Below are 21,350 nucleotides of genomic sequence, written 5' to 3'. Positions count from 1 at the left end.
CCGATGCTCCGACTCCGTCAAGTGGCGCTCGTCGCCAGCGACCTCGCCACGTCCGAAACCGAACTCGGCGATGCCCTGGGTCTCGACATCTGCTTCCGCGACCCCGGGGTCGGCGCGTTCGGTCTGCACAACGCGCTGTTCCTGATCGGTGATCGCTTCCTCGAGATCGTGTCACCCACGCAGGAGAACACGACCGCCGGTCGGCTCCTCGAACGTCGCCAGGGCGATGGCGGCTACATGGTGATCCTCCAGACCGATGATCTCGCACCGTTCCGTGAGCGGTTCGACACCATGGGCGTGCGGGTCGTCTACGAGGCGGTCACCGACGGCATCGTCGGCCTACATCTGCACCCTCGAGACCTCGGTTCGGCGATCGTGTCGATCGACCGTACCGACGAGCCGGCCGAATGGCCGTGGGGCGGGCCGTCGTGGCGTGATCATCAGCGCACCGACGTCGTCACCGACCTGGTCGGGGTCGAGCTGCAGGCCGACGACCCGGTGGCCACGGCACAGCGGTGGGGCGAAGCACTCGCCCGGCCCGTCGCCGTCGGCGACGACGGTGTCGCCACCATCACGCTCGACGACGCAACGATCCGTTTCACTTCGCCCGGTGACGACCGGGGACCGGGCGTCACCGCGATCGACGTCGTCGCGACCGACCGCTCACGCGCCGGTACCGCCGTCGAGCACGTCGGAATCCGCATCAATTTCGTCTGATCGCCCACGCAGAGTGCGTCTCACCTCGCCGACGAAGTAGTTTGTCGGCAGAAAGGTGGAGTGGCATGGCGTGGCTCGTGGTCGTAGGCGTTCTCGGACTGGCATTGGGCTGGTTCCTGCGCAGCCGCGTCTCACCGAGCCGGCGTGACCTCATCGACTACGACGAACGGGCGCAGCGGGCCGAGCGCCGACTGCGATCGGTCGTGGTCGAACGCGACAACGACCGCGCCACCGTGCTCACCCTTCGTGCTGCGCTACGGTCGGAACGCCAGCTGCTCGATGGTGTCGCCCACGCCTCGGGGGTCGAACCCGAGGCCTTCCGCAAGACGATCTCGCGTGAATACCTCGGTCGGGAACTCGTGGTGTCGCCAGCCAGCCTGGTCGACTTCGACTTCGGTACCAACACGGCCGCCGAGGCCGAAGTCGCCTCGCTCCAGCGGTTGGTACGAGCCAAAGACGCCCAACTCGCCGAGGCTCGGGAACAGATCCACCGCATCCGGGCCGACGTCGAATCGCTCGCCATGGCCGGGACCCACCGCACTGCGTCGGCCGCGCCGATCGGAGCTGGCGTGGTCGTCGACCGGCGCCGCCCGCAACCCGTTGTCGCGCCGGTGAACGAACCCTCCGCCAGTCGCTCGACCCCTTCCAACGACCCGGAGCCCACCATCGATGTTCGCACCGACCCGGCCGTGATCGATTTGTGTGACCCGGCGCCGACCCCACCCTCGGTGTCCACCAACCACGCGCCGGCGGCGCTGTCGAGCGATGCGGCCGACCGTCTCCGGTTCCTCGAGGGCCGAGTCGCCTCCGCCCAGATGCTCGAGCAGGAAGTTGCCGACCTCCGAGCCCGACTGGCCGACACCGCCGTTGCCAACGACGACATCCGGAGCCGGATCGACTACCGCCGCCAGCTCGATGCCGAACTGGCCGACATCGTGGCCGAACTCGAGACGTTCCGTGAGCGGGTCGCGGCCGAGCGGCCGCCCGCCGTGCCAGACCAGGGTGCCGACGCCGTACTCTGAGCCGATGGCTGTCGAGGAACAACGGTTGCAGGTCGCGATCGAGCCCCTGGTCGCGCCCCCGGATCGCCAGGCCGCGATCCCGGGCTCGAAGAGCCACACCAACCGGGCGCTCGTCTGCGCGGCCCTCGCCACCGGCACCTCGACCCTGCGGGGTGCGCTGTTCGCCGACGACACCGAAGCCATGGTCGAGGCGCTGCGAACGCTCGGCATCGTCATCGACGTCGACGAGGCCGGCCAGACCATGCGGGTCGTCGGTTGTGCCGGCGTCGTGCCTCGCTCCGATGTCACGATCGACGTCCGCCAGTCCGGCACCACCGGCCGGTTCCTCCTCCCGATGCTGGCCCACGGCACCGGTTCGATCGTCATCGACGGTCACCACCAACTCCGGGCGCGGCCCTTCGGTGAGCTGACCGAGGCGCTCGCCACGCTCGGCGTTCGGTGCGAGGGCGACGCCCTCCCGATCACCGTGCAGGGCGGGGGCTGGGCCGGCGGTCACGTGCACGTTGGGGGTTCGGTATCGAGCCAGTTCCTGTCCGGTCTGCTGCTGTCGGCGCCGTGCGCCAACGAAACAACGGTGATCGATGTCGACGGCGAGCTGGTCTCGGCGCCCTACATCGACCTCACGATTGCGACGATGCGTCACTTCGGCGCCGAGGTCGAAGCCGACGACCACCGCTCCTTTGCCATCGCGAACACCGGCTACGTCGGCACCACGATCGATCTCGAGCCCGATGCGTCGGCCGCCTCGTACTTCTTCGCCGCTGCTGCGATCACCGGTGGGCGAGTTCGGGTCGAGGGCCTCGGATCGCACTCGATCCAGGGCGACCTGGCCTTCGTCGATGTCCTGGCATCCATGGGTGCCGAGGTCACACAGGGCCCCGACTGGACCGAGGTCAGCGGCACCGGTTCACTCCACGGTGTCACCGTCGACATGGCCGACTTCTCCGATACCGCACAGACCCTGGCGGTGGTCGCCACCTTCGCCGATTCGCCGACCGTGATCACCGGCATCGACTTCATCCGCCGGAAGGAAACCGACCGGATCGCGGCCGTCGTCGCCGAGTTGGCGCGTCGAGGTATCGATGCCGCCGAAGACGCCGACGGTATGACGATCCATCCCGGCGTGCCCCAGCCCGGTGTCGTCGAGACCTACGACGACCACCGGATGGCCATGAGCTTTGCCCTTCTCGGTCTGATCCATCCCGGCATCGTGATCGCCGACCCCGGGTGCGTGGCCAAGACGTTCCCCCACTTCTTCGCCGAGCTCGATCAGCTGCGCTGACGTCCGGCGCCCGGCAGCGCAGTAGTCTCGATCTCATGCAAGCCGTGCTGCTCAGGGGGCCTCGATCCGTCGAACTGGTGTCGCTCCCCGAACCCGAAGCGGCACCCGGCAGTGTCGTCGTCGAGATCGATCGTTGCGGGATCGGTGGGTCCGATCTTGTCGCGTGGATCACCGGTGAGCTGCCGGGACCGGCGTGGTTCGGTCATGAATGGGTTGGGAGGGTCGTCGCCCTCGGCGACGACGTGACCGGCCACTTCATCGGCGAGCGAGTGCTCGGCGGCGTGCCGGCTCCGTGCGGGCGTTGTCGACCCTGCCGGGCCGGGTTGGCCGAGCACTGCGACCTCGTGTTGGAGATGATCGTCGGTGTCGATCCGCTCGCCAGCGGGCACGGCGCGTTTGCCGAGCGCCTCCGCGTCGACGCTCGGCGCCTCGTGCGTGCCCCCGAAGCCCTCGACGACGCGACCGTTGCCCTGGCCGAGCCGGCAGCGGTCGCTGCTCACGCCGTCGGTCGCCACCCGGTGCGACTTGGCGATCTCGCCGTCGTGATCGGGGCCGGCACCATCGGCATGCTGGTGGCCGAGATCGTCCGGGCCTCGGGCGCAGCCGGAGTCGTGGTCATCGAGCCGGATCCGATGCGGCGAGAGATTGCCTGCGATCTGGGGGCCGATGCCGCCTTCGCTCCGGGAGCCGGCGCGTGGCGATGGCTGGCCGAGCGCAGCCACGGGCTCGGCGCCGACCTCGTCTACGACTGTGCAGGCACCGCCGACTCACTCGCCTCGACCGTCGACCTGGTGCGGCGGGGCGGAGGTGTGGTCGTGATCGGTGTCGGCGTCGGGTCACACCTGCCGTGGACCACCAAGACCCACGAGCGTGAGATCACCGTGCGAGCGTCACTGGGCTACAACATCGGCGACATGCGCCGGGTGCTCGACCTCATGGCCGACGACCGCCTGCGCCTCGGATCGATGATCGATCCCGAACCGGTCCCGCTCGATGCCGTCGGGCCGACCCTCGCCGAATACGAAGAGGCGCCGCTCGGGCGATCGAAGCGCCTGGTGGCGCCGAACCTGTGACCCGAACCTGCGGCTCCGGAAAGATGTTGCTCAGCCTGTGAGTTCGCCCAGGAAGTCTCGGGCCCACGCGATCGCGTCGGTGGCCCGAACGTTCTCACGAAGGGCGACCATGCGACGCCGTGCGTCGTCGGGCGACATCTCGACCGCCGCCATGATGGCCGACTTCACGCCATCGATGTCGTACGGATTCACGAGCAACGCCTCGTGCATCTGGTGAGCGGCGCCGGCGAACTCCGACAGCACCAAGGCGCCGGAGTCCTCGATGCGGCAGGCCACGTATTCCTTGGCGACGAGGTTCATACCGTCGCGGAACGGGGTGACGAGCATGACATCGGCCGCTCGGTACATGGCGAGGAGCTCGTCGAACGAGCGGGTTTGGTGGAGGTAGTGAATGACCGGGACCCCGAGGCGGCCGTAGTCACCGTTGATCTCGCCGACCAGCCGCTCGACCCGCTCACGGAGCGAAACGTAGGCCTCGACGTTGTCTCGACTCGGTTGCGCGATCTGGATCATGGCGATCTGTGACGGGTGGAGTCGCTCCTCCTCGAACAGCTCCTTGAACGCCCGCAGCCTGACGTCGATGCCCTTGGTGTAGTCGAGGCGGTCGACGCCGAGCAGGACGAACTGGGGGTTGCCGAGACGGGCCCGCAGATCACGAGCGGCTTCTGTGACGGTGTGCTCCGAGGCCTTGGTCTCGAACCGCTGGGCGTCGATCCCGATCGGGAACGCCTTGATGCCGATCTGGCGCCCGTCGAGCGACACCGTGGTTGGGTCGATCTCGTCGACCGCGCCGAGCATGAGGGCCAACCGGTGGAAGTTGGCGGCGTCGGCCGGCGACTGGAACCCGACCAGATCGGCGCCGAGGAGACCATTGGTCAGCGTGTTGCGCCACGGGATCTGGAGGAACAGCTCGGGGGGAGGGAACGGGATGTGGAGGAAGAAGCCGATCCGCAGATCGGGCCGCAGCTCCCGCAGCATGCCGGGCACCAGGTGGAGCTGGTAGTCGTGGATCCAGACCGAGGCGCCCTCGTTGGCCACGGCGGCCGCCGCCTCGGCGAAGCGTCGATTCACCTTGCGGTAGCTGTTGAACCAGTGGCGGTGGAAGACCGCGGGCTCGACCTTGTCGTGATAGAGCGGCCACAGGGTGCCGTTCGACATCCCCTCGTAGTGGTTCTCCCGCTCCTCCTCACTGAGCGTGATCGGGACCAGCCGAAGCCCACCATGATCGAAGGGTTGGAGATCGCTCTCGACCTCGGAGCCCGCCCAGCCGAGCCAGGCCACCCCGTCGTATTCGGCCATGGCGGGGGTGAGAGCCGAGACGAGTCCGCCCGGTGAGATCTCCCAGCTGGAGCGGCGTTCTTCGCCGTCGACTCGACTCACGGGGAGACGGTTGGCGACGATCACGAGGTCGGCGAGCTGCGACATCCCTCCAGTAAAGCCGCGTCGCCGTCGGATTGTGGGATGGGGCCGTCGATCAGACGATCAACTGTTGATGGTCGTGAGGTTGGACCGCCAGGACACGTTTCCTGCTTCGTCGAATGCCTTGACCGTGTAGGTGTAGGCGACCCCCACCTCGACCCCGACGTCGGTGAACGACGAGGTCGGCGAGGTGGCGAGGAACGAGCCCACGGTGCCGTCGGTCGAGCGGTAGATCTCGTAGCCGGTCACACCGACATTGTCGGTGGCGCTGGTCCAGGTGAGCACGACCGTGCCGCCCGTGGCGAGCCCGTTGAGTCCCTTCGGGGTGCTCGGTCGCTCGGCGTCGGTCGAGGCCGCCTTGGTGGACGCCACTGCCGTGTTGCTCCGCCAGCTGGTGTTGGCGGCGGCGTCGATGGCTTTCACGGTGTAGGTGTAGTTCTTGCCGGCGACCACGGTGGCGTCGCTGAACGCCGTGGTCGATGATCGCCCGACTTCGACCGCCGTTGCGCCGGCTTCGGACCGGAAGACGATGTAGCGGCTCACACCGACGTTGTCGGTCGACGGCTTCCACGACAGGACCACCTCGGCGGCCGCGACGCTGTCCACGACGAGGCCCTGCGGCGGCGAAGGACGCTCGGTGTCCACCGATGTCGTCTCCTGGATCGTGGCGAAGTTGCTTCGCCAGCTCCGGTTGCCGCCGTTGTCGATCGCCGTGATGGCGTAGGTGTAGATCTCGGTCGCCACGGTCGATGCGTCGAGGTAGGAGGGGAGTGCGACGGTGGCGATGACGGGGCCGACGGTGCCGTCGGTCGAACGGCGAACTTCGTAGCCGGTCACGCCGATGTTGTCCGACGATGTGGTCCAGCTCAGCTCGATGCCCTCGGCGGTTGCGGTCGCCTTCAAGCCCTTCGGCGTGGTGGGCCGCTCGGTGTCGGTGGCGACCGACTCGTCGCAGAATCGGCCGATGCCGCTCAGCCACTTGCCGCCCGACTGGGTGATGTCGCCGCCGACCCAGAGGCAGCCGTCGGTTGCGCCCCGCAGGGCCCAGGCCCCGCCCGCACCGGAGAGGTCGAACTGGACGTCGTCGAGGCGATCCCCCGATGCGCCATCGAAGGCGGCGACCGAACGAATCGGGGTCCAGGTGCCCGGGGAGAAGACGTTCGTCGGGAAGAGCGTCGGGCCCTGCGACGATTCGAGCAGGTAGTTCCAGCAGTGGCAGCCGGCATAGACCCGATCGCCCACGGTCTCGAGGACCTGGAAGTCACCGCCGCCGTAGAGCGGCGATGCGGCAAGGAACGACGGCGAGCCACCGAAGTAGAGCTGGCGACGTTCGAGGGTCTGGCCGTCGAGGACCTGGAGCATGTGCTCCTCCCCGCCGACGAAGACCAGGTCGTTGGTGACGGCGATGGCGTACTGCCGGCCGGTGCGGTCGAGGTTGGGCTCGAACGGCGCCACGCCGGGGACGAGCTGGCCGTTCGAGGTCTGGACCGCCGCGAATCGATCGCCGTAGGTGGCGTCGCCGTTGACCGTGCTGAAGAAGCCGGCGAGGTAGAGACGGCTGCCGTCGACGCTCGGCTCGATGTCCCACACCCCGCCGCCCGCGACCTGGGGAGCGAAGGCCGCATCGGGCTCGCCGGTGGCGAGCGATACCCGGCCGACGCGACTGAGCTGGCGCCGGACGGTCCCGGCGTCGATGTGGGTGAAGTTGCCGCCGACATAGAGCCACGGCCCCGACACGTCGAGGGCGCGGCCGACCGGGGGTGCGTCGGTCCACGGGCGTTCGAGCCCGGCTCGCCAGGTGGGATCGAGCGCGCCGGTCACCGGGTCGAGTGCGGCGAGCCCGGCGGTGTTGTCGACGCCCTCGACCGAGGTGAACTCGCCGGCGATGAAGAGCCGGCTGCCGTCGGGCGAGAGCTCGACGGCGTAGACGGCGCCGCCCCGCACGTCGGGGTCGAACGACTCGATCAGCGTGCCGTTGCGCGAGTCGAACGCGGCGAGCGCGTTGCGGGGCACGGTGCGGCCGCCCGGTCCCGAGACGGCGGTGGTGAACTTGCCGCCGGCGTACATGACGTCGCCCCGCTGGGCGAAGTCCCAGACTTCGGCGGCGAAATTGTTCGACGCGGAGTCGAGTTGGCCCGACACGCCCCAGGTGGGCTCGGCGTCGGAGGCGAGCTCAGCGCCGGCCGGGTCGACGCCGAACGCAAAGAGCAGGGTGCCGGCGGCGAGTGCGACGGCGGAGAGTAGACGGCGAAGGCGGTGCTCGGCCGGCGAGGCCGTCAGCGGTGCGAGGGGAGAAGCGGAATCCACCTCCACCTGGTCGGATGTTCAGCGGCAAAGCTGAGGAGTCGTCACCTGGCAGGCCGGCGCCAGTGTGGCGTGAGCGATCAGTCCGAAGCGAGCACGAAGACGCCGTCGGGGTCGAGTGTGACCGTGCGGCCGATCCCCTCCGAGGCCATCAGCTCACTCATCACCGCCGGGTCCTTCGACGAGCCCCAGGTGCGTGCGCCGTCGCTCGTCAACAGGGCGGCCAGCGCCACCGACGGTCCCTCGCGATCGTGCATGACGGTGTAGCCCTCGATCGTGGCGGGGCCGACGTGATCTTCGGCCACCGGGCGAGGTGGCACGGTGTCGATCTCGGCTTGCATGTCGGCCGACACGAAGCCGCCGTCTCGGGGCTCGGTCGAGTAGTAGCCCGCAGCGTGCTTGGTGGTGTAGCCGCCGTTGGCGGTGACCAATCCCAGATCGCCGGGATGGGCCCGGAGGCGTTGCACCATCGTGACGATGGAGTGACTGACGTAGTTGTTCAGCGGGCCACCGGCGAACGGCAGACCGCCGGTGACGGTGAGGTCTCGGTCGAGACCCAGGCCGAGTTCGGTGGCGCCGATCTGCACCGCCGAAGGGAAGCAGGAGTAGAGGTCGACGTGGTCGGCGTCGGCCGGGTCGATGCCGGTGAGTTCGCGGAGCCCGCGGCCGCAGGCGGCGATGGCGGGGGAGGAGTGGAGGTCGCGGCGTTCCGACACGGCGTAGGTGTCGTGGCCGTCGGTGCCGGCGAGCGGGAAGACCCAGCGATCGCGCGGCACGGCGGCGGCCTCCGCAGCGGCGACCGAGCACAGGATGATCGACGTGCCCTGGTCGAGGTCCCAGTTGGAGTTCATCGCCTTGGTGTACGGGAAGCCGACCATCCGGTTGTCGGGTGTCGCCTCACGAATCTGCTCGGCGGTCATGGGGTCGGGCGACCAGGCTTCGGGGTTGTTGGCGGCGACGGCGTTGAATCGGGCCCAGAGGCCGGCGACCCGGGTGCGGTGGTCGTCGATGGACTCGCCGTTGGCGTGGCGGATCGCCGACTCGAACACCGGGTAGTAGTTGATCGGCGCTTCCATGCCGCGTCGCAGCTCGAAGTCGCTCGACATCGGAATGTCGCCGGCGAAGCGCTCGTCGGGTTCGGCATCGGTCGACTGGGCGAGCGCCGCGTCGAGGAGCGGCGTGTTCTTGTCGAGACCGAGGGACTTGCGGCGGCGACGGCTCCAGATGGTTTCGGCTCCCGTGAGCACGGCGACCTCGAACTCGCCGGCCTGGATCCTCGCCGCCAGCGAGTTGACGAACGACTGGGGAGTGTTGCCGCCGCCGTAGGACTGGATCGTGGTGGCCTCGGGTGAACCGACGGCCTCGGCGACGATCCGCCCGGGATCGGGGTACTTCCACGCGCCATCGACCACGGCCACGGCGTCGATCCGGCGCAGCAGGTCGGCGGACCCGGCGTCGTCGGCGGCGGCGCGGGTCAGATCGATCATCAGCTGGGCCGGCTCGACCGAATCGGCGGGATCGGTGAGGCGGTGGCCCTGCTGGGCGACACCGACGATGACGGGCGTGGAAGGTGAGAGCGTCATGGCTCGATGTCTAGCGCGGTCTGCCGGTCACGAGCCAACGGCTCCGACGGTAGAGCCCAACGGCTCCGACGCTCGGAGCGTCAGGAGGTCGGGTTGGCCAGCATGATGCCCATGAACAAGATGACCAGGGCCAAGATGCCACCGGCGGCCCCGGTGATCGCCATGATCGCCCGCCTCTGCGATGTCGAGTGCAGCGCTGCCGACGCCCCGGCCGCCACCACCAGCAGGATCTTGATCCCGAGGGTGGCGTTCCAGCCGGGAACGTTGGAGTAGTCCACGGCCAACATGTTCCAGATGCCGGTGACGAAGGCGATGACGAATGCCGGCCAGGCGACGATCGCAAAGCCGTTCGCCGCGGTCTTGATGGCCTCGGGTCCGAACGGGCGGAGCCGGGGCACGAGTCCGGCCAGGATCACCTGGCCGCCAACCCAGACCGAGGCGGCAAGGACGTGGACGAACAGTCGGAGGTGGTCGATCGAGACGGAAAGCACGGCGACACCGTACTGCCCCGAGCAGTCTCAGCAGTGTTGCCCGTTGGGCGGTGTCAGTGCTGCCCGTTGGGCAGTGCCAGTGCTGCCCGTTGGGCAGTGCCAGTGCTGCCCGTTGGGCAGTGCTAGCGGCGTCCGAGCACCTTGGACAGCAGGCCGCCGAGGCCTCCCTTGCTCGCACCGCCGCCCTTGGTCAGGTCGATGAGGTCGTCCATCATCGAGCCATCGCCGTCGGCGTCGAGGATCGAGGCCAGGCCGCCGAGACCGGGGCTCTTCGCCTCGCTCGCCCGTCGCTCCTCGCCGAGCATCGATCCGAGCGCGCCGGCGTCGAGGCCCCGTTCGCTCTTCTGCTTCGAGAGGTAGCCGAGCACCAGGGGAGCGAGCATGGGCAGGAGCTTCGAGATGGCGCCGAGGTCGAGCCCGGTCTGGCCGGCGAGCTGCTGCTCGACGCCGCCACGCTTCTGCCCGAGGACGTGGGCCAGGATGGCGTTGCCGTCGGCACCGCCGGCGCTCTTGACCACATTGCCGAGCTGGTCGAACACGCTCGGGCTGTGGTCCTCGAGCGCCGAGGCGAGTGCTTCGGCGCCCTGGGGCTTCTGGGTGTTGTTGGCCAGGCCGGCGAGGATGGCGGGCAGGGCCGAGCCGATCGCCCCCTGGGCCTTGGACTCGTCGGTGCCGAGTGCCTGCGCGATCTGTGCGATACCGCCCGACCCGAGCTGGGAGAGCAGACCGTCGGTGAGATTGGACATGATCAGTTGCCTTTCCAGGGATACCAGCGGATCGCGGCTCCCTGATTCGCTGCGGTGAGCGGGTTCGCCGCGGACCCACACCCGGGCGGCGTGAGCCGGGCCCGATGGTAGTCCAGCTTCGGTGCCTGCCACCGAGGTCTCACCTGGGGCGTTGGTGTCACCGCTCTCCGCAGTCTTTGTCCTGGTCGGAGCCATCTTTGCGCGGAAGCGAGACCACCACGGAACGTGCCGACTACGCTACCCAGCGGGCGGAGTTGGTGCCGACGAGGATGTTCTGTGGCCCCAGCTCGTGTTTTGACCTTCCCGGCGAGTCCTGCCTATCTGCGGCGCTTCGCCTTCATCGTGCTGTCCTCGATCGTGTTGCTGCTGCTGGCCGGTACGGCATTGGCATCGATCGGCACGGCCCGCCCGATGATGTCCACCCAGCAGCTGGGCATGTCGGGCGTGGAGCCCGGCGATCTTCCCGACGTCACCCTGCTCGTCGGGTCGAGGGGTTCGAGCGACGTTGCCGCCTCGGTGCGAGGTGAGCTGCTCCCGGCGCTGGCGGAACTCGACGGGGTCCACTCGGTCGCCACCGAAGCGGTGTCGAGCGGCCGTCAGGCCGTCTACATCTCGATCGACGACACCGCCGACGGTGAGCTCCTCAGCACGATCTCGACCACCGTCGCCGACGTCCTCCCCGGTACTCCGGCGCTCGTCGGTGGTCGAGCCGTGGCCGACCGCGACCTGCTCGACCGGCTCAACCGGTCGTTGCTGGTGGCCATTGCCCCGGTCATGATCCTGCTGGCGGTGATGGTGACCGTGTCGGTCGGCGGCCGCTACGGTCTGGCCGTCTCCGCCTCGGTCGCCCTTGCCACCCTCACCGGTGGCCTGCTCGGCGCCCAGTCGGTCGGTCACTTCGACGGCTCGCTCGCCACCACCGGCGTCCCGTCCGTACTGGCGGGTGTTCTCGTGTCGTCCGTGCTCGGCTTCCGCCTCCTCGAATGGTTCAAGCATCCGCAAGGTGATGACCAGGCCGAGTCGATCCGCTCGGCGATTCGCTCGCTGCTCCCCGAGCTCTCGCTCCTCGTCGGTGGTCTCATCGGCGCCGCCATCCTGCTCGAGGTCGTCGGCGCCTCCCGCACGCCCGCCATCGGCGTGGCGACCGGGTCGATCGTCGCTGCCGTCGTCACCTTCGCCGTCCTTCCCGCCATGCTCGCCACCCTGCCGCAGGTGCCCGACGAGGACGACTACCGCCTTTTCCGACTGCACCTTCCTGACGGTCGCGACGTTCCCACGGCGATCCTCGCCGACTTTGCCATCTTCCTGCTCTGCCTCGGTGCCTTCGCCACCCGGTTGCCCAGCGGTGAGCTGCTCGATGAATCGGCCCTTCCGTCCGGCGTCACCTCCCGCACGGTGGCCGACACCCTCCGCTCCACCGGTGGCGATCCCACGTCGGCACTGCTCGCGACCATCGGCAGTGACGACGGCAGCGTCGGGCAAGAGCAGGTGTCGGCGTGGGCCCGAGCCGTCTCGGCGATGCCGAGCGTCGGATGGGTCGAGAGTGCCTCGGGTCGTTATGTCGACGGCTCGCTCGTCGTTGCCGCTCGTGGCGATCGATTCATGCAGGACGACGATGTGCTCGCCGTGGTGACCCCGGCGGTCGCCGCTCGCTCACAGGGCGCCCGGGAGCTCGCCGAGCTGGTGCAGCGGGTCGACGTGCCCGGCATCTCCGTTTCGCTGTCGGGCGTTCCCGCCGACGCCGTCGGAGCGGCCGGCGACGGTGCCGGCCTGCTGATCCTGCTGGTGCTTGCCCTTGCGGCCGGCGGCGCGATCGCCGCCTTCGTCATCGTCCGTTCGCCGAAGACCGCAGCGATCGTGGCTGCCATGCGGATCATGGGCGTCGGTAGTGCGCTCGGCGTCTACAACGTCGTGGTCGGTGACGCGACCATGGGCGAACTCCAGCTGGTGGCTCTGGTGGTGTCACTCGGCGTCGGTCTGTTCGAGTTGGGCGTGCTGCGACGGCTGGCCGTGCAGCAGTCGAGCATTCCCGATGCCCTCGCCGGCGATCCCGACGCCATGGCCTCGGCCGAGGAGTCGGGCTTCGACTACGCCGACATCGAGCAGGACCGCATGACCGACGCCATCCGCAGCGAGGGGCGTGCTGCGGTCCTGGGCATGGCGATCGTTGCCGTCTGCGGGATGGGCCTCCTGGCGAGCGATCTCGAGATCGCTCGTCGCCTCGGCATCGGTCTTGCCGCCGTGATGATCGTGGAGCTGTTGATCGGCACGTGGCTGCTGCGACCCGCCCTTCTCGGTGATCGCCTGTTCTATGTCTCGTTCCTCGACGCCGACGCCGCACAGCGTTCGCTCGATCCGACGGCTCTGCCATCGGGCGGCTCCATCGGGCAGGGCGCGCCGAGTGCGGTGCTGGCCGCGGGTGCGGCCAATGCGGCCGCCGCCTCGTCGCTCGCAAACGTTCACGATCTGGTCCTGTCGTCCGATGGGAGCAGCAACGCACAGATGATGGACTCCATCGGAGGTTCGCAAATGCTCCACAATCGTCGTTCGACCGACCGCCCGGAAGGCGAGCTCGCGGCGAGTGAGCCTCGTCCGCTCATCGATCCGCAGTGGCGGCGCATCGTGCAGGGTCTGCTCCGTGCGGAGTTCAGCTTCCAGAACGACCCGGCCGATGCCGAGCTCTCGACCGTCTTCGTCGAGGACACCCCGGTGTACAGCGAGCTCGTGGAGCACAACCTGGCGCTGCGAACCAACGGCTTCCGAGTCGTCGGCAAGGGCCCCCGACTGGTGAAGGTCCAGGCGGTCGACTCGTCGTCGCCGGTCACGATTGCCATCACCGTCGATCACCCCGAACGTCGACTCATGGACCGCGACGGGCGCCTGCTCGGCGTGCGTCGCCCTGAGCGCCGTGAAGGCATGCTCTGGCTGGCCCAGGACCCGTCGGGTCGCTACCGCATCGCCGAGGCGGTCGACCTCGGCACTGCGGCCGATCCCGTGACCGCCGACGTGTCGATTGCACCCGCACACCTCGCACTCTCGGTCTGAACCGGCTAAGAACACTCGGGTGAGCGCCTCACCCGCATCCGACCCGTCGCCACCGTCCGATCCTCGGCACACGCCCAGGGTCGCAGTCGAGCCGAAGAGTGGTCGCTACGAATCACTCGAACTCGCCGTCACCCAAGGTGGCGGCGAGGTCGTTTCCATCGACCAGGCCGAAGCGCTGGTGTGGGCCGACCCACATGCGGCCGCACAACTGCCCGACGTGATCGCAAACGGCCCAGGTGTTCGCTGGATCGGCCTGCCCTTCGCCGGTATCGAGCCCTTCGTGCCGTACCTCGACGATCACAATGCCAACGGGGAGCGGCGGATCTGGACGGCGGCCAAGGGGGTGTACGCCACGCCGGTGGCCGAGCACGCCCTGATGCTCGGCCTGGCCGGCATGCGCGGGCTCGCGACCTACGCCCGCGCCGCCTCGTGGTCGCCGCCGCAGGGTACGAACCTCGTAGGTGCGAACGTCGTCATCTTCGGCGCCGGGGGGATCACCGAGGCGCTCGTCCCGATGCTGGAACCGTTCGGGTGCCGCATCACGGTGGTGCGCCGCCAGGTCGAACCGGTCGCCGGGGTCCACGACGTGGTCACGCTCGATGACCGTCTATCGGTGCTCGCCGACGCCGACCTGGTCGTGTTGGCCCTTGCGCTCACGAGTCAGACGAAGGGTGTGATCGGCCGCGCCGAACTGTCGGCGATGAAGCCGACGGCGTGGATCGTGAACGTCGCTCGAGGTGGCCACATCGACACCGACGCCCTGGTCGACGCCCTGCGCAACGAGTCGATCGGCGGCGCCGCCCTCGACGTCACCGACCCCGAGCCGCTCCCTCCGGGCCACCCCTTGTGGAGCGAACCGCGGGCCATCATCACACCGCACGTCGGGAACACCCCCGAGATGGGCATCCCGCTCCTCGCCGATCACATCACCGACAACGTTCGTCGATTCGCCGCTCGAACGGCGCTCAACGGCGTGGTCGACATCGACGCCGGCTACTGAGGCACCGAGCGTCAGGCTCCGACAGGCGACGGCGCAACACCCGAGAGGGCGACAAGCAAGGGCACGACGTGGGCAGATCCCGCATCTTCGTCTCATGATCGCCACGTTCCTGCCGACTGAGAGAACGTGCGGCGTTCCACTCTCATTCGACTGCTCCCGGTCGTCATCTTGCTTGCCGGTCTGGCCCTGACCGCCGGCATGGTCTCCTCGGCGCGTGCCGACGCCGCCGACAGCGAGCGCGCCACCGCCACCGGGAATCGGGCGTATGTCGCCGCTGTTGCGTCCGCCGCCGAAAGCCGGCTCGACGGCATCTCGGATCGCCTGACCGCAGCCGGCAAGAACGTCGCCGCCGCCACCGTCGACGATGTCGGAGCGCAGATCGACGCCACCGGCCTGCTCGAGTCGAGCTCGCTCGTCGAAGCCATCTGCGTGCCTGTGGCGGGCGAGCTGAGCTGCGAAACCTTCAACGGCACCATCGACCAGGGGCCGATGCCGATCGAGGAGCCAGGCTTCCAGGTGATCGATCGCGGCCAGCTGAAGGACAAGCTGGCCTACGCCGCTGTCAACCCGTCGACTCGCGCCGTGGCGTCGGTGCTGATCATCGACCGAGACATGTTGTTCGTTCGGGTGCAGCGCAATCTGCCGCTCGAAGTGGCGCTGTTCGGACTGCCGGGCGGCGACGAAGCGGAACCGTTGCCGATCACCTCCTCGGATGTCGGCGGCGGTCTGTCGATCGACGAGGTCACCGGCGATCTGACCTCGACCCGCAACAAGGTGCTCCTCGGTGAGGACGTGGTCTTGCGCACGATGGCGACACCCAGCCAACTCGTCACCGACGACCGCGGTTCGACGACGCTCCTGCTCGTGGTCGGTCTGGGACTGACGGTCTCGCTCGCCGCCCTGGCGATGGGCGGGAGCCGCTCGCTGTTCCGTGTCATCGAGGAACGCGACGAAGCCGACGCTGCTCGTGACCAGGCGGCCCAGCGCTTCCGCACCAGTTTCGCCAATGCCCCGATCGGCGTGGTCGAGGTCGACAGCAGCGGTCGCATCGTGGCGGTCAACCCCCGCTTCGCCTCACAGCTCGGCTACAACGTCGACGAGCTCGACGGGACCGAACTCCTCGACCTGATCGATGGCGAAGACCGACCAGCCGCCCGAGGTCGCCTTCAGCACCTGCTCAACGGTGAACGGGTCGCCGACCAGTCCGAACGCCGATACCGCGAACGCAACGGCGGAGCGGTCTGGGTTCGAGAATCCGCCAGTGTGCTCGAGCTCGGTGAGCATCGCCGCCACGTGCTGATCCAGGCCGAGGACATCTCCGACGAACGTCGCTCCCGGGCCGAACTGCACCGCAAGGCGCTCTTCGACGATCTCACCGGCCTGCCCAACCGGGCCAACCTCACCGCCCGTCTCAACCGGGCGCTCGAAGCGGAGCAGGCAAACGGCGACGTCCTCGCCGTCATGTTCGTCGACCTCGACAAGTTCAAAGAGGTCAACGACACCCACGGCCACGAAGCCGGTGACCTCCTCCTCATCGAGGTGGCCGAACGACTCCGTCGCGTCTCCCGCTCGTCCGACACCGTCGCTCGCTTGGGCGGCGACGAGTTCGTCGTGATCTGCGAAGGGCTCGAGAACGAAGAGGACGCCGAGCGCTGCGCCCAACGGTTCTACGAGGCCCTGAGCGTGCCGATGGTGATCGGCAACGTCGACGTGCCGGTCCAGGCATCGATCGGCCTCGCGATCACGTCGGGGGTGACGAGCCCCGAGCAGGTCCTGCGTGAAGCCGACCAGGCGATGTACCAGGCCAAGACCACCGGCCGGAATCGACTGGTGAAGTTCGAAACCGTCGCCGAGGATCGCCTGCCGTCAGAGCCGAAGAACACCGAGTGTTCCGAGGACGAACTGCTCGAGGCGATCGAGGCCGATCGCTTCGTCGTGCACTACCAGCCGGTGTTCGACGCCAACGACCGCGACCGGATCGTCGGTGTCGAGGCGCTCGTGCGCCTCGAACACCCACGTCGCGGTCTGGTGATGCCGTCGGACTTCCTGCGTCCGGCCGAGAAGAGCGGCCTCATTTCGCAGATCGACATGATCGTGGTGTCCAAGGGGCTGGCGGCCATGGCCGAGTGGACCGAGGTGGACGACATCGTTCGCGACTGGTTCATCAGCTTCAACCTGGCCACGATCAACTTCCACCACCGCCCCTTCGCCGACGAACTCCTGGCTGCCATCGCGAAGTCGTCGCTCGACCCGCACCAGGTCATCCTCGAGCGGGCCGAGAGCGGTTTCATGCACCAGCCGCCCGTTGCGGTCGTGGCGACGAGGGCCCTTCGTAGCGCCGGGGTGCGGATCGCCATCGACCACTTCGGGACGGGTGCGGTGTCGCTGTCGGAAGTGCCGTCACTCGAGTTCGACCTCCTCAAGATCGACCGCTCCTTCGTACGGTCGCCCTCGATCCGCCAGCAGTCACTCCTCAACGCCATGGCCAAGATGGGCTCGGCCCTCGATCTGGCCGTCATGGTCGAAGGAATCGAGACCGACGAGGAGCTGCGTGCCGTCCGCGGCGCCAAGATCCCCCTGGCCCAGGGCTACCACCTGTGCCGCCCGATGGACGACCAAGCCATCGCCATGCAGTATCTGTCGCGATCACCTTTGGACCGCTTCGCGGTCCCGCCGTCGGCGATCTGACCCAGACGCTCAGGGCGTGCTCACTTCGTTGCGCACGCGCACCACGCGGTCCCGCCGTCGGCGATCTGACCCAGACGCTCAGGGCGTGCTCACTTCGTTGCGCGCGCACCACGCGGTCCCGCCGTCGGCGATCTGATCCACGCGCGCCGGGGGTTGCTACCAGACGGCGGCGGGGTCGAGAGAGATGACGCTTTGTAGCGAGTCGAGGAACTCGGCGAAGCCTGCGCTCCGCACCGTTCGACCGGCCTGCGCGCTGTGCGACGCCGCAGCGCTGTCGGGCGGCCAGGCCACGATCAGGCCGAGGTCGGCCAGCGCTGCCTGGATCGAAGCGGTCCACTCGTCTGCCAGCTCGCCCGACGACCGGCTGCCCACGCCGAGTTCGAGGGCTCGTTGTTCACCGGCGACCGGCTCGAACAGGGCGAGCGCATCCGGGAGCAGACGTTCGACGGCGGCGACGATCGCCGGACGGGTGGCGGCGTTCACCACCCGCTCGAGGAACATCGTTGCGTGGGTCGTGTGGAAGGCCTCCTCGCGCAGGGGGCGCCGAGCCAGCGCCGCCAGTTCGGGAATCGACGACGACTCGAGGGCGGCCCACCGCAGTGCCTCGGCGGTGTCGTAGAGCCAGTGGCGAACCAGGGCGTCGTCCCAACTGGCAGCATCTCGCTCGGCGAGGTGGCACGAGCGGTAGTCAGCGGGGTCGCGCAGCAGGGCGAAGCGATCGATGTCGTCGGTCAGCAACGCGTACAACCCGAGGGCGTGACCGAGCTCGTCCTGGGCGATCGAGCAGAAGGCGAGGTCTTCTTCGAGGAAGGGTGCCGTGCCGATCCATTCGGCGTGGCGGGCGCCCACCATGTGCTCGTCGTCGGCGAAGGCCAGCACGAACTCGGCGACCTCGGGGTCGGTGATGATGGTCATCGAGCGGCCTCCTGCTCGGCTCGGATCCGCTTGCGTCGGGCCGCCACCTCGGCGCCGTCGTTGTGTCGGTGGGGCTTGTCGGCGTTCGGGGCGACGAAGGTCTCGTCCCCGAGGATGAGGTCGTTGCGATCGACCAGCCAGAACTCGGCGCCTTCGGCCCGGCGTACATACGCCTCGCGGGCGTAGAGGCGGGCCATGTCCGGGTCGGGAGCCGAAAGCGCACCGGCGTGGCGGAACTCGTCCTTGCCGGTCTTCTTGATGAAAACTTCGTAGGTCTTCACGCTCGAAACACCTCCACGGGGTTGCGGCAGTCAGGGCACCAGGCCACGCTTCGGCAGCGGGTCGGTCCGGCCATCGATTGATCGGTCACCGCGTCGTGCCCACAGACCGGGCAGCGCAGGGTGCCGTCGGCTCCTCGCAGCACCACCGTGAACTCCTGGGCGAGCGCCTGCTCGGCATCGGCGCTGATGCGGTCGGTGCTCCAGGCGACATCGCTGCGCCACTCGACCGCCACCGACTCGGCATCGACGGCACCGGCAACGGCCTGGCGCACGTCGTCGGCGATCATCCCGAGTGCCGGGCAGCCGGCGAACGTCGGAACGAGCGAGATGGTGACATGAGGCTTGCCGGTCGTGTCGTCGTGCTGCACCGACATCGACTCGAACATCCCGAGCGCCACGATCGACACGCCCGGATACTCCGGGTCGTCGACCGTTTCGAGGGCGTCGTCGATGCGGCGGGACAGCTCGATGGCAGCACCGATGTCGTGGCCACCGACGAGGGGCGGGATGCCTCCACGACGACTCATGCCGGCACCGCCACGCGGTCGAGCGCTTCGCGGACCCAGGCAGTGTCGTTCCAGTGGCGGGCGGCGTTCTCGATCCGGCGACGAGAATCGGGCCCCCCGTTGCGCATGGTGGCCTTCAACGGCTCCCAGTCGATCTCGCCCATGATCCAGCGACCGGTCGCCTCGTCGAAGCGAAGGTCGGGGTCGGGGATGTCGAAGCCGTAGCCCTGGAGCAGTGGCACGTACTTCTGGACATAGGCGTCGCGGAGTGTCTCGTTGCGCTCCGACTTGATCTTCCAACGCAGCAGGGGATCGTCGGGCGCGGAGTCGGGGCCGAAGAGCTGCACGGCCGGCCACCACCAGCGCTCGAGCGCCTCCTGGAACATGGTGTGTTGGATGGGCGTGCCCTCGGCCAGGCGCAGCAACATCTCCTCGCCGTGACGCATGTGGAAGCCCTCCTCGGCAACGATTCGCTTGAGGATGCGCTTGTAGGGGCCGTAGCTGCACTCCGCGAACACCGCACGTTGGCTGGCGAAGGCAGCGGCGTCGACCAGGAAGGCGATCGCCACCTGATCGGCCCAGGTGACGGCCTGGTAGTGGAAGACGTTGTGGAAGCGGGACTCGCCCCGGAAGAGCTGGTCGATCATCTCGTCGCGGGTCTTCACCCCCATGTCGGCGGCGACCATGTACAGCAGGTGGGCGTGGCCGATCTCGTCCTGGGTCTTGGCCAGGAACACCTGCTTGAGTCGGAGGCCGGGAGCCTTCGGGATCCAGTCACGTTCGGTGAGCCCACCCATGAGCTCGGAGTTCGCGTGGAACTCGATGAAGCGGAACACCTCGTCGCGGTAGGGGGCAGGGATGTCGTCGGTCGCTTCGACCATGCCGCCGCCGGCGACGAAGGCTTCGAACTCGGCCATGTCGGACCAGGAGGTCATCGGGGGTCCTTTGGTTGGGGTGTGGTGGGGGAGGGAATCGCTAGAGATCTCGGAGGTCGAGCGTGCGGGACAGCTTGCCGCCCTCGGACCGGGGGACCGAGCCCGCCGGTTCGACGTCGACGGTGACGCCGAGCCCGAGGCTCGAGCGCAACCGTTCGACGATCGTGCGCTCGAGGCGGTCGGAGTCGTCGGCTCCGAGGGGCGACGCCGATTCGACCCGGAGGTGGAGCTGATCGAGTGTGCCCTCGCGGCGGACGACGAGCTGGAAGTGGGCACTGACCCCGTCGACGCCGAGGAGTGTGTGCTCGACCTGGCTCGGGTAGACGTTGACGCCTCGGATCACCAGCATGTCGTCGGCTCGGCCGACGATCGCCGACATCCGGGCGTGGGTGCGGCCGCAGGGCGCGGGCTCGCGGGTGAGCGAGCACAGGTCGCCCGTCCAGTAGCGCAGGACCGGGAACGCCTGCTTGGTCAGGCTGGTGAGCACGAGCACGCCGACCTCGCCGTCGGGGAGCCGTTCGCCGCTGTCCGGATCGACGATCTCGGGCAGGAAGTGGTCTTCCATGATGACGAGTCCGTCACGGTCGGCGGTCTCGCACGACACACCGGGGCCGATGACCTCGGAGAGCCCGTAGATGTTGACCGCTCGGAGTCCGAGGCCGGCCTCGATGGCCACCCGCATCTTCTCGGTCCACGGCTCGGCCCCGAGGATGGCGACCTGCATCGAGGAGGCCGGACCACCGTCGGGACCGAGCAGTTCGGCGAGCGTCAGCGCATACGACGGCGTGCAGCAGATGGCCTCGGGCTCGAAGTCCTCGATGAGCATGAGCTGGCGCTCGGTGTTGCCGCCCGACACCGGCACGACGTTGATGCCCGCAGCCTCGGCGCCTCCGTGGAGGCCGAGCCCACCGGTGAACAGCCCGTAGCCGTAAGCATTGTGCAGCATCCATCCCGGCTCGACACCGGCGCCTCGCAGGCACCGGGCGACACACTCGTGCCAGATGTCGAGATCGTCGGCCGTGTAGCCGACGACCGTGGGCTTGCCGGTGGTGCCCGAGCTGGCGTGGATACGGGCGAGCTCGGAGCGGGGTGAGGCGAAGAGCCCGAACGGGTAGTGGTCGCGCAAGTCGCTCTTGCGGAGGAACGGGAAGTGGGCGAGGTCGTCGAGTGACGTCGGGTCGGCGATGCCGTCGAGGCGTTCGGCCATCACCGGCACATGGTCCCGCAGCCGGGTGATCGTGGCCCGGAGACGTTCGAGCTGGAGGGCCTCCAGCTCGGTTCGCGGCATCGTCTCGACCTCTGGCCGATGGAACCCGGCGGCGATGTTACGCATGTCACAGACC

At 68.6% G+C, this 21,350-nt stretch carries 17 protein-coding genes; 7 read left to right on the top strand and 10 right to left on the bottom strand.

Going from position 1 to position 21,350, the window contains the following annotated elements:
- Window positions 1-3: 3 nt before the first annotated feature.
- The 4 genes from R2733_26515 (at window position 4) to R2733_26500 (ending at window position 4,094) form a co-directional block, all read left to right on the top strand.
- Window positions 4-717, top strand: coding sequence for a VOC family protein (locus tag R2733_26515; GenBank protein MEZ5380077.1), 714 nt, complete (start codon window positions 4-6; stop codon window positions 715-717).
- Window positions 718-782: 65 nt separating this feature from the next.
- The gene (locus R2733_26510; GenBank protein ID MEZ5380076.1) at window positions 783-1,739 is read left to right on the top strand and encodes an ABC transporter C-terminal domain-containing protein; all 957 of its coding nucleotides are present in this window, start codon (window positions 783-785) and stop codon (window positions 1,737-1,739) included.
- Window positions 1,740-1,743: 4 nt separating this feature from the next.
- Window positions 1,744-3,021, top strand: a complete 1,278-nt coding sequence (gene aroA, locus R2733_26505; protein ID MEZ5380075.1) for a 3-phosphoshikimate 1-carboxyvinyltransferase — start codon at window positions 1,744-1,746, stop codon at window positions 3,019-3,021.
- A gap of 35 nt (window positions 3,022-3,056) precedes the next feature.
- Window positions 3,057-4,094, top strand: coding sequence for a zinc-binding dehydrogenase (locus tag R2733_26500; protein ID MEZ5380074.1), 1,038 nt, complete (start codon window positions 3,057-3,059; stop codon window positions 4,092-4,094).
- 30 nt (window positions 4,095-4,124) lie between these two features.
- Here R2733_26500 and R2733_26495 read toward each other — a convergent pair whose 3' ends face one another.
- The 5 genes from R2733_26495 to R2733_26475 form a co-directional block, all read right to left on the bottom strand.
- On the bottom strand, window positions 4,125-5,519 hold the full coding sequence (locus tag R2733_26495) for a trehalose-6-phosphate synthase (protein ID MEZ5380073.1): 1,395 nt from the start codon (window positions 5,517-5,519) through the stop codon (window positions 4,125-4,127).
- A 57-nt stretch (window positions 5,520-5,576) separates the two neighbouring features.
- Window positions 5,577-7,826 (bottom strand): hypothetical protein, encoded by a 2,250-nt coding sequence (locus R2733_26490; protein MEZ5380072.1) that lies wholly within the window; start codon window positions 7,824-7,826, stop codon window positions 5,577-5,579.
- A 71-nt stretch (window positions 7,827-7,897) separates the two neighbouring features.
- Complete coding sequence (locus R2733_26485; protein ID MEZ5380071.1) at window positions 7,898-9,400, bottom strand: acetyl-CoA acetyltransferase; 1,503 nt, start codon at window positions 9,398-9,400, stop codon at window positions 7,898-7,900.
- Between the two features lie 80 nt (window positions 9,401-9,480).
- Entirely contained in the window at window positions 9,481-9,891 is a 411-nt protein-coding gene (locus R2733_26480; protein MEZ5380070.1) for a hypothetical protein, read from the bottom strand.
- Between the two features lie 122 nt (window positions 9,892-10,013).
- A complete protein-coding gene (locus R2733_26475; GenBank protein ID MEZ5380069.1) occupies window positions 10,014-10,637 on the bottom strand; it encodes a DUF937 domain-containing protein in 624 nt (207 codons plus the stop codon).
- 276 nt (window positions 10,638-10,913) lie between these two features.
- On the opposite strand from R2733_26475, the gene R2733_26470 reads away from it, so the two are divergent.
- The 3 genes from R2733_26470 (at window position 10,914) to R2733_26460 (ending at window position 17,370) form a co-directional block, all read left to right on the top strand.
- On the top strand, window positions 10,914-13,682 hold the full coding sequence (locus R2733_26470) for a hypothetical protein (GenBank protein MEZ5380068.1): 2,769 nt from the start codon (window positions 10,914-10,916) through the stop codon (window positions 13,680-13,682).
- A 19-nt stretch (window positions 13,683-13,701) separates the two neighbouring features.
- A complete protein-coding gene (locus R2733_26465) occupies window positions 13,702-14,682 on the top strand; it encodes a D-isomer specific 2-hydroxyacid dehydrogenase family protein (protein MEZ5380067.1) in 981 nt (326 codons plus the stop codon).
- A 126-nt stretch (window positions 14,683-14,808) separates the two neighbouring features.
- On the top strand, window positions 14,809-17,370 hold the full coding sequence (locus R2733_26460; GenBank protein MEZ5380066.1) for an EAL domain-containing protein: 2,562 nt from the start codon (window positions 14,809-14,811) through the stop codon (window positions 17,368-17,370).
- Between the two features lie 156 nt (window positions 17,371-17,526).
- Here R2733_26460 and paaC read toward each other — a convergent pair whose 3' ends face one another.
- Genes paaC through R2733_26435 form a run of 5 tightly spaced genes read right to left on the bottom strand, consistent with a single transcriptional unit; the run spans window position 17,527 to window position 21,340 of the window.
- Window positions 17,527-18,285 (bottom strand): 1,2-phenylacetyl-CoA epoxidase subunit PaaC, encoded by a 759-nt coding sequence (gene paaC, locus R2733_26455; GenBank protein MEZ5380065.1) that lies wholly within the window; start codon window positions 18,283-18,285, stop codon window positions 17,527-17,529.
- Window positions 18,282-18,566, bottom strand: a complete 285-nt coding sequence (locus tag R2733_26450) for a hypothetical protein (protein MEZ5380064.1) — start codon at window positions 18,564-18,566, stop codon at window positions 18,282-18,284. Before R2733_26450 ends, paaC begins: the two co-directional genes overlap by 4 nt.
- The gene (locus R2733_26445; protein MEZ5380063.1) at window positions 18,563-19,093 is read right to left on the bottom strand and encodes an iron-sulfur cluster assembly protein; all 531 of its coding nucleotides are present in this window, start codon (window positions 19,091-19,093) and stop codon (window positions 18,563-18,565) included. The genes R2733_26450 and R2733_26445 overlap by 4 nt, the downstream gene beginning before the upstream one ends.
- Entirely contained in the window at window positions 19,090-20,007 is a 918-nt protein-coding gene (gene paaA, locus R2733_26440) for a 1,2-phenylacetyl-CoA epoxidase subunit PaaA (protein ID MEZ5380062.1), read from the bottom strand. Before paaA ends, R2733_26445 begins: the two co-directional genes overlap by 4 nt.
- A 40-nt stretch (window positions 20,008-20,047) precedes the next feature.
- Window positions 20,048-21,340, bottom strand: a complete 1,293-nt coding sequence (locus R2733_26435; protein MEZ5380061.1) for a phenylacetate--CoA ligase — start codon at window positions 21,338-21,340, stop codon at window positions 20,048-20,050.
- Window positions 21,341-21,350: the final 10 nt, after the last annotated feature.

It is taken from the genome of Acidimicrobiales bacterium (genome assembly GCA_041394265.1).
Taxonomy (GTDB): domain Bacteria; phylum Actinomycetota; class Acidimicrobiia; order Acidimicrobiales; family SZUA-35; genus JBBQUN01.
This window is presented reverse-complemented; position numbering and strand designations above follow the sequence as displayed.

What these genes read in the sequence shown, in the direction of transcription:
- R2733_26515 (MEZ5380077.1), top strand. Translation starts at nt 4, where the DNA reads ATGCTCCGACTCCGTCAAGTGGCGCTCGTCGCCAGCGACCTCGCCACG.
- R2733_26510 (MEZ5380076.1), top strand. Translation starts at nt 783, where the DNA reads ATGGCGTGGCTCGTGGTCGTAGGCGTTCTCGGACTGGCATTGGGCTGG.
- aroA (MEZ5380075.1), top strand. Translation starts at nt 1,744, where the DNA reads ATGGCTGTCGAGGAACAACGGTTGCAGGTCGCGATCGAGCCCCTGGTC.
- R2733_26500 (MEZ5380074.1), top strand. Translation starts at nt 3,057, where the DNA reads ATGCAAGCCGTGCTGCTCAGGGGGCCTCGATCCGTCGAACTGGTGTCG.
- R2733_26495 (MEZ5380073.1), bottom strand. Translation starts at nt 5,519, where the DNA reads ATGTCGCAGCTCGCCGACCTCGTGATCGTCGCCAACCGTCTCCCCGTG.
- R2733_26485 (MEZ5380071.1), bottom strand. Translation starts at nt 9,400, where the DNA reads ATGACGCTCTCACCTTCCACGCCCGTCATCGTCGGTGTCGCCCAGCAG.
- R2733_26475 (MEZ5380069.1), bottom strand. Translation starts at nt 10,637, where the DNA reads ATGTCCAATCTCACCGACGGTCTGCTCTCCCAGCTCGGGTCGGGCGGT.
- paaC (MEZ5380065.1), bottom strand. Translation starts at nt 18,285, where the DNA reads ATGACCATCATCACCGACCCCGAGGTCGCCGAGTTCGTGCTGGCCTTC.
- R2733_26445 (MEZ5380063.1), bottom strand. Translation starts at nt 19,093, where the DNA reads ATGAGTCGTCGTGGAGGCATCCCGCCCCTCGTCGGTGGCCACGACATC.
- paaA (MEZ5380062.1), bottom strand. Translation starts at nt 20,007, where the DNA reads ATGACCTCCTGGTCCGACATGGCCGAGTTCGAAGCCTTCGTCGCCGGC.
- R2733_26435 (MEZ5380061.1), bottom strand. Translation starts at nt 21,340, where the DNA reads ATGCGTAACATCGCCGCCGGGTTCCATCGGCCAGAGGTCGAGACGATG.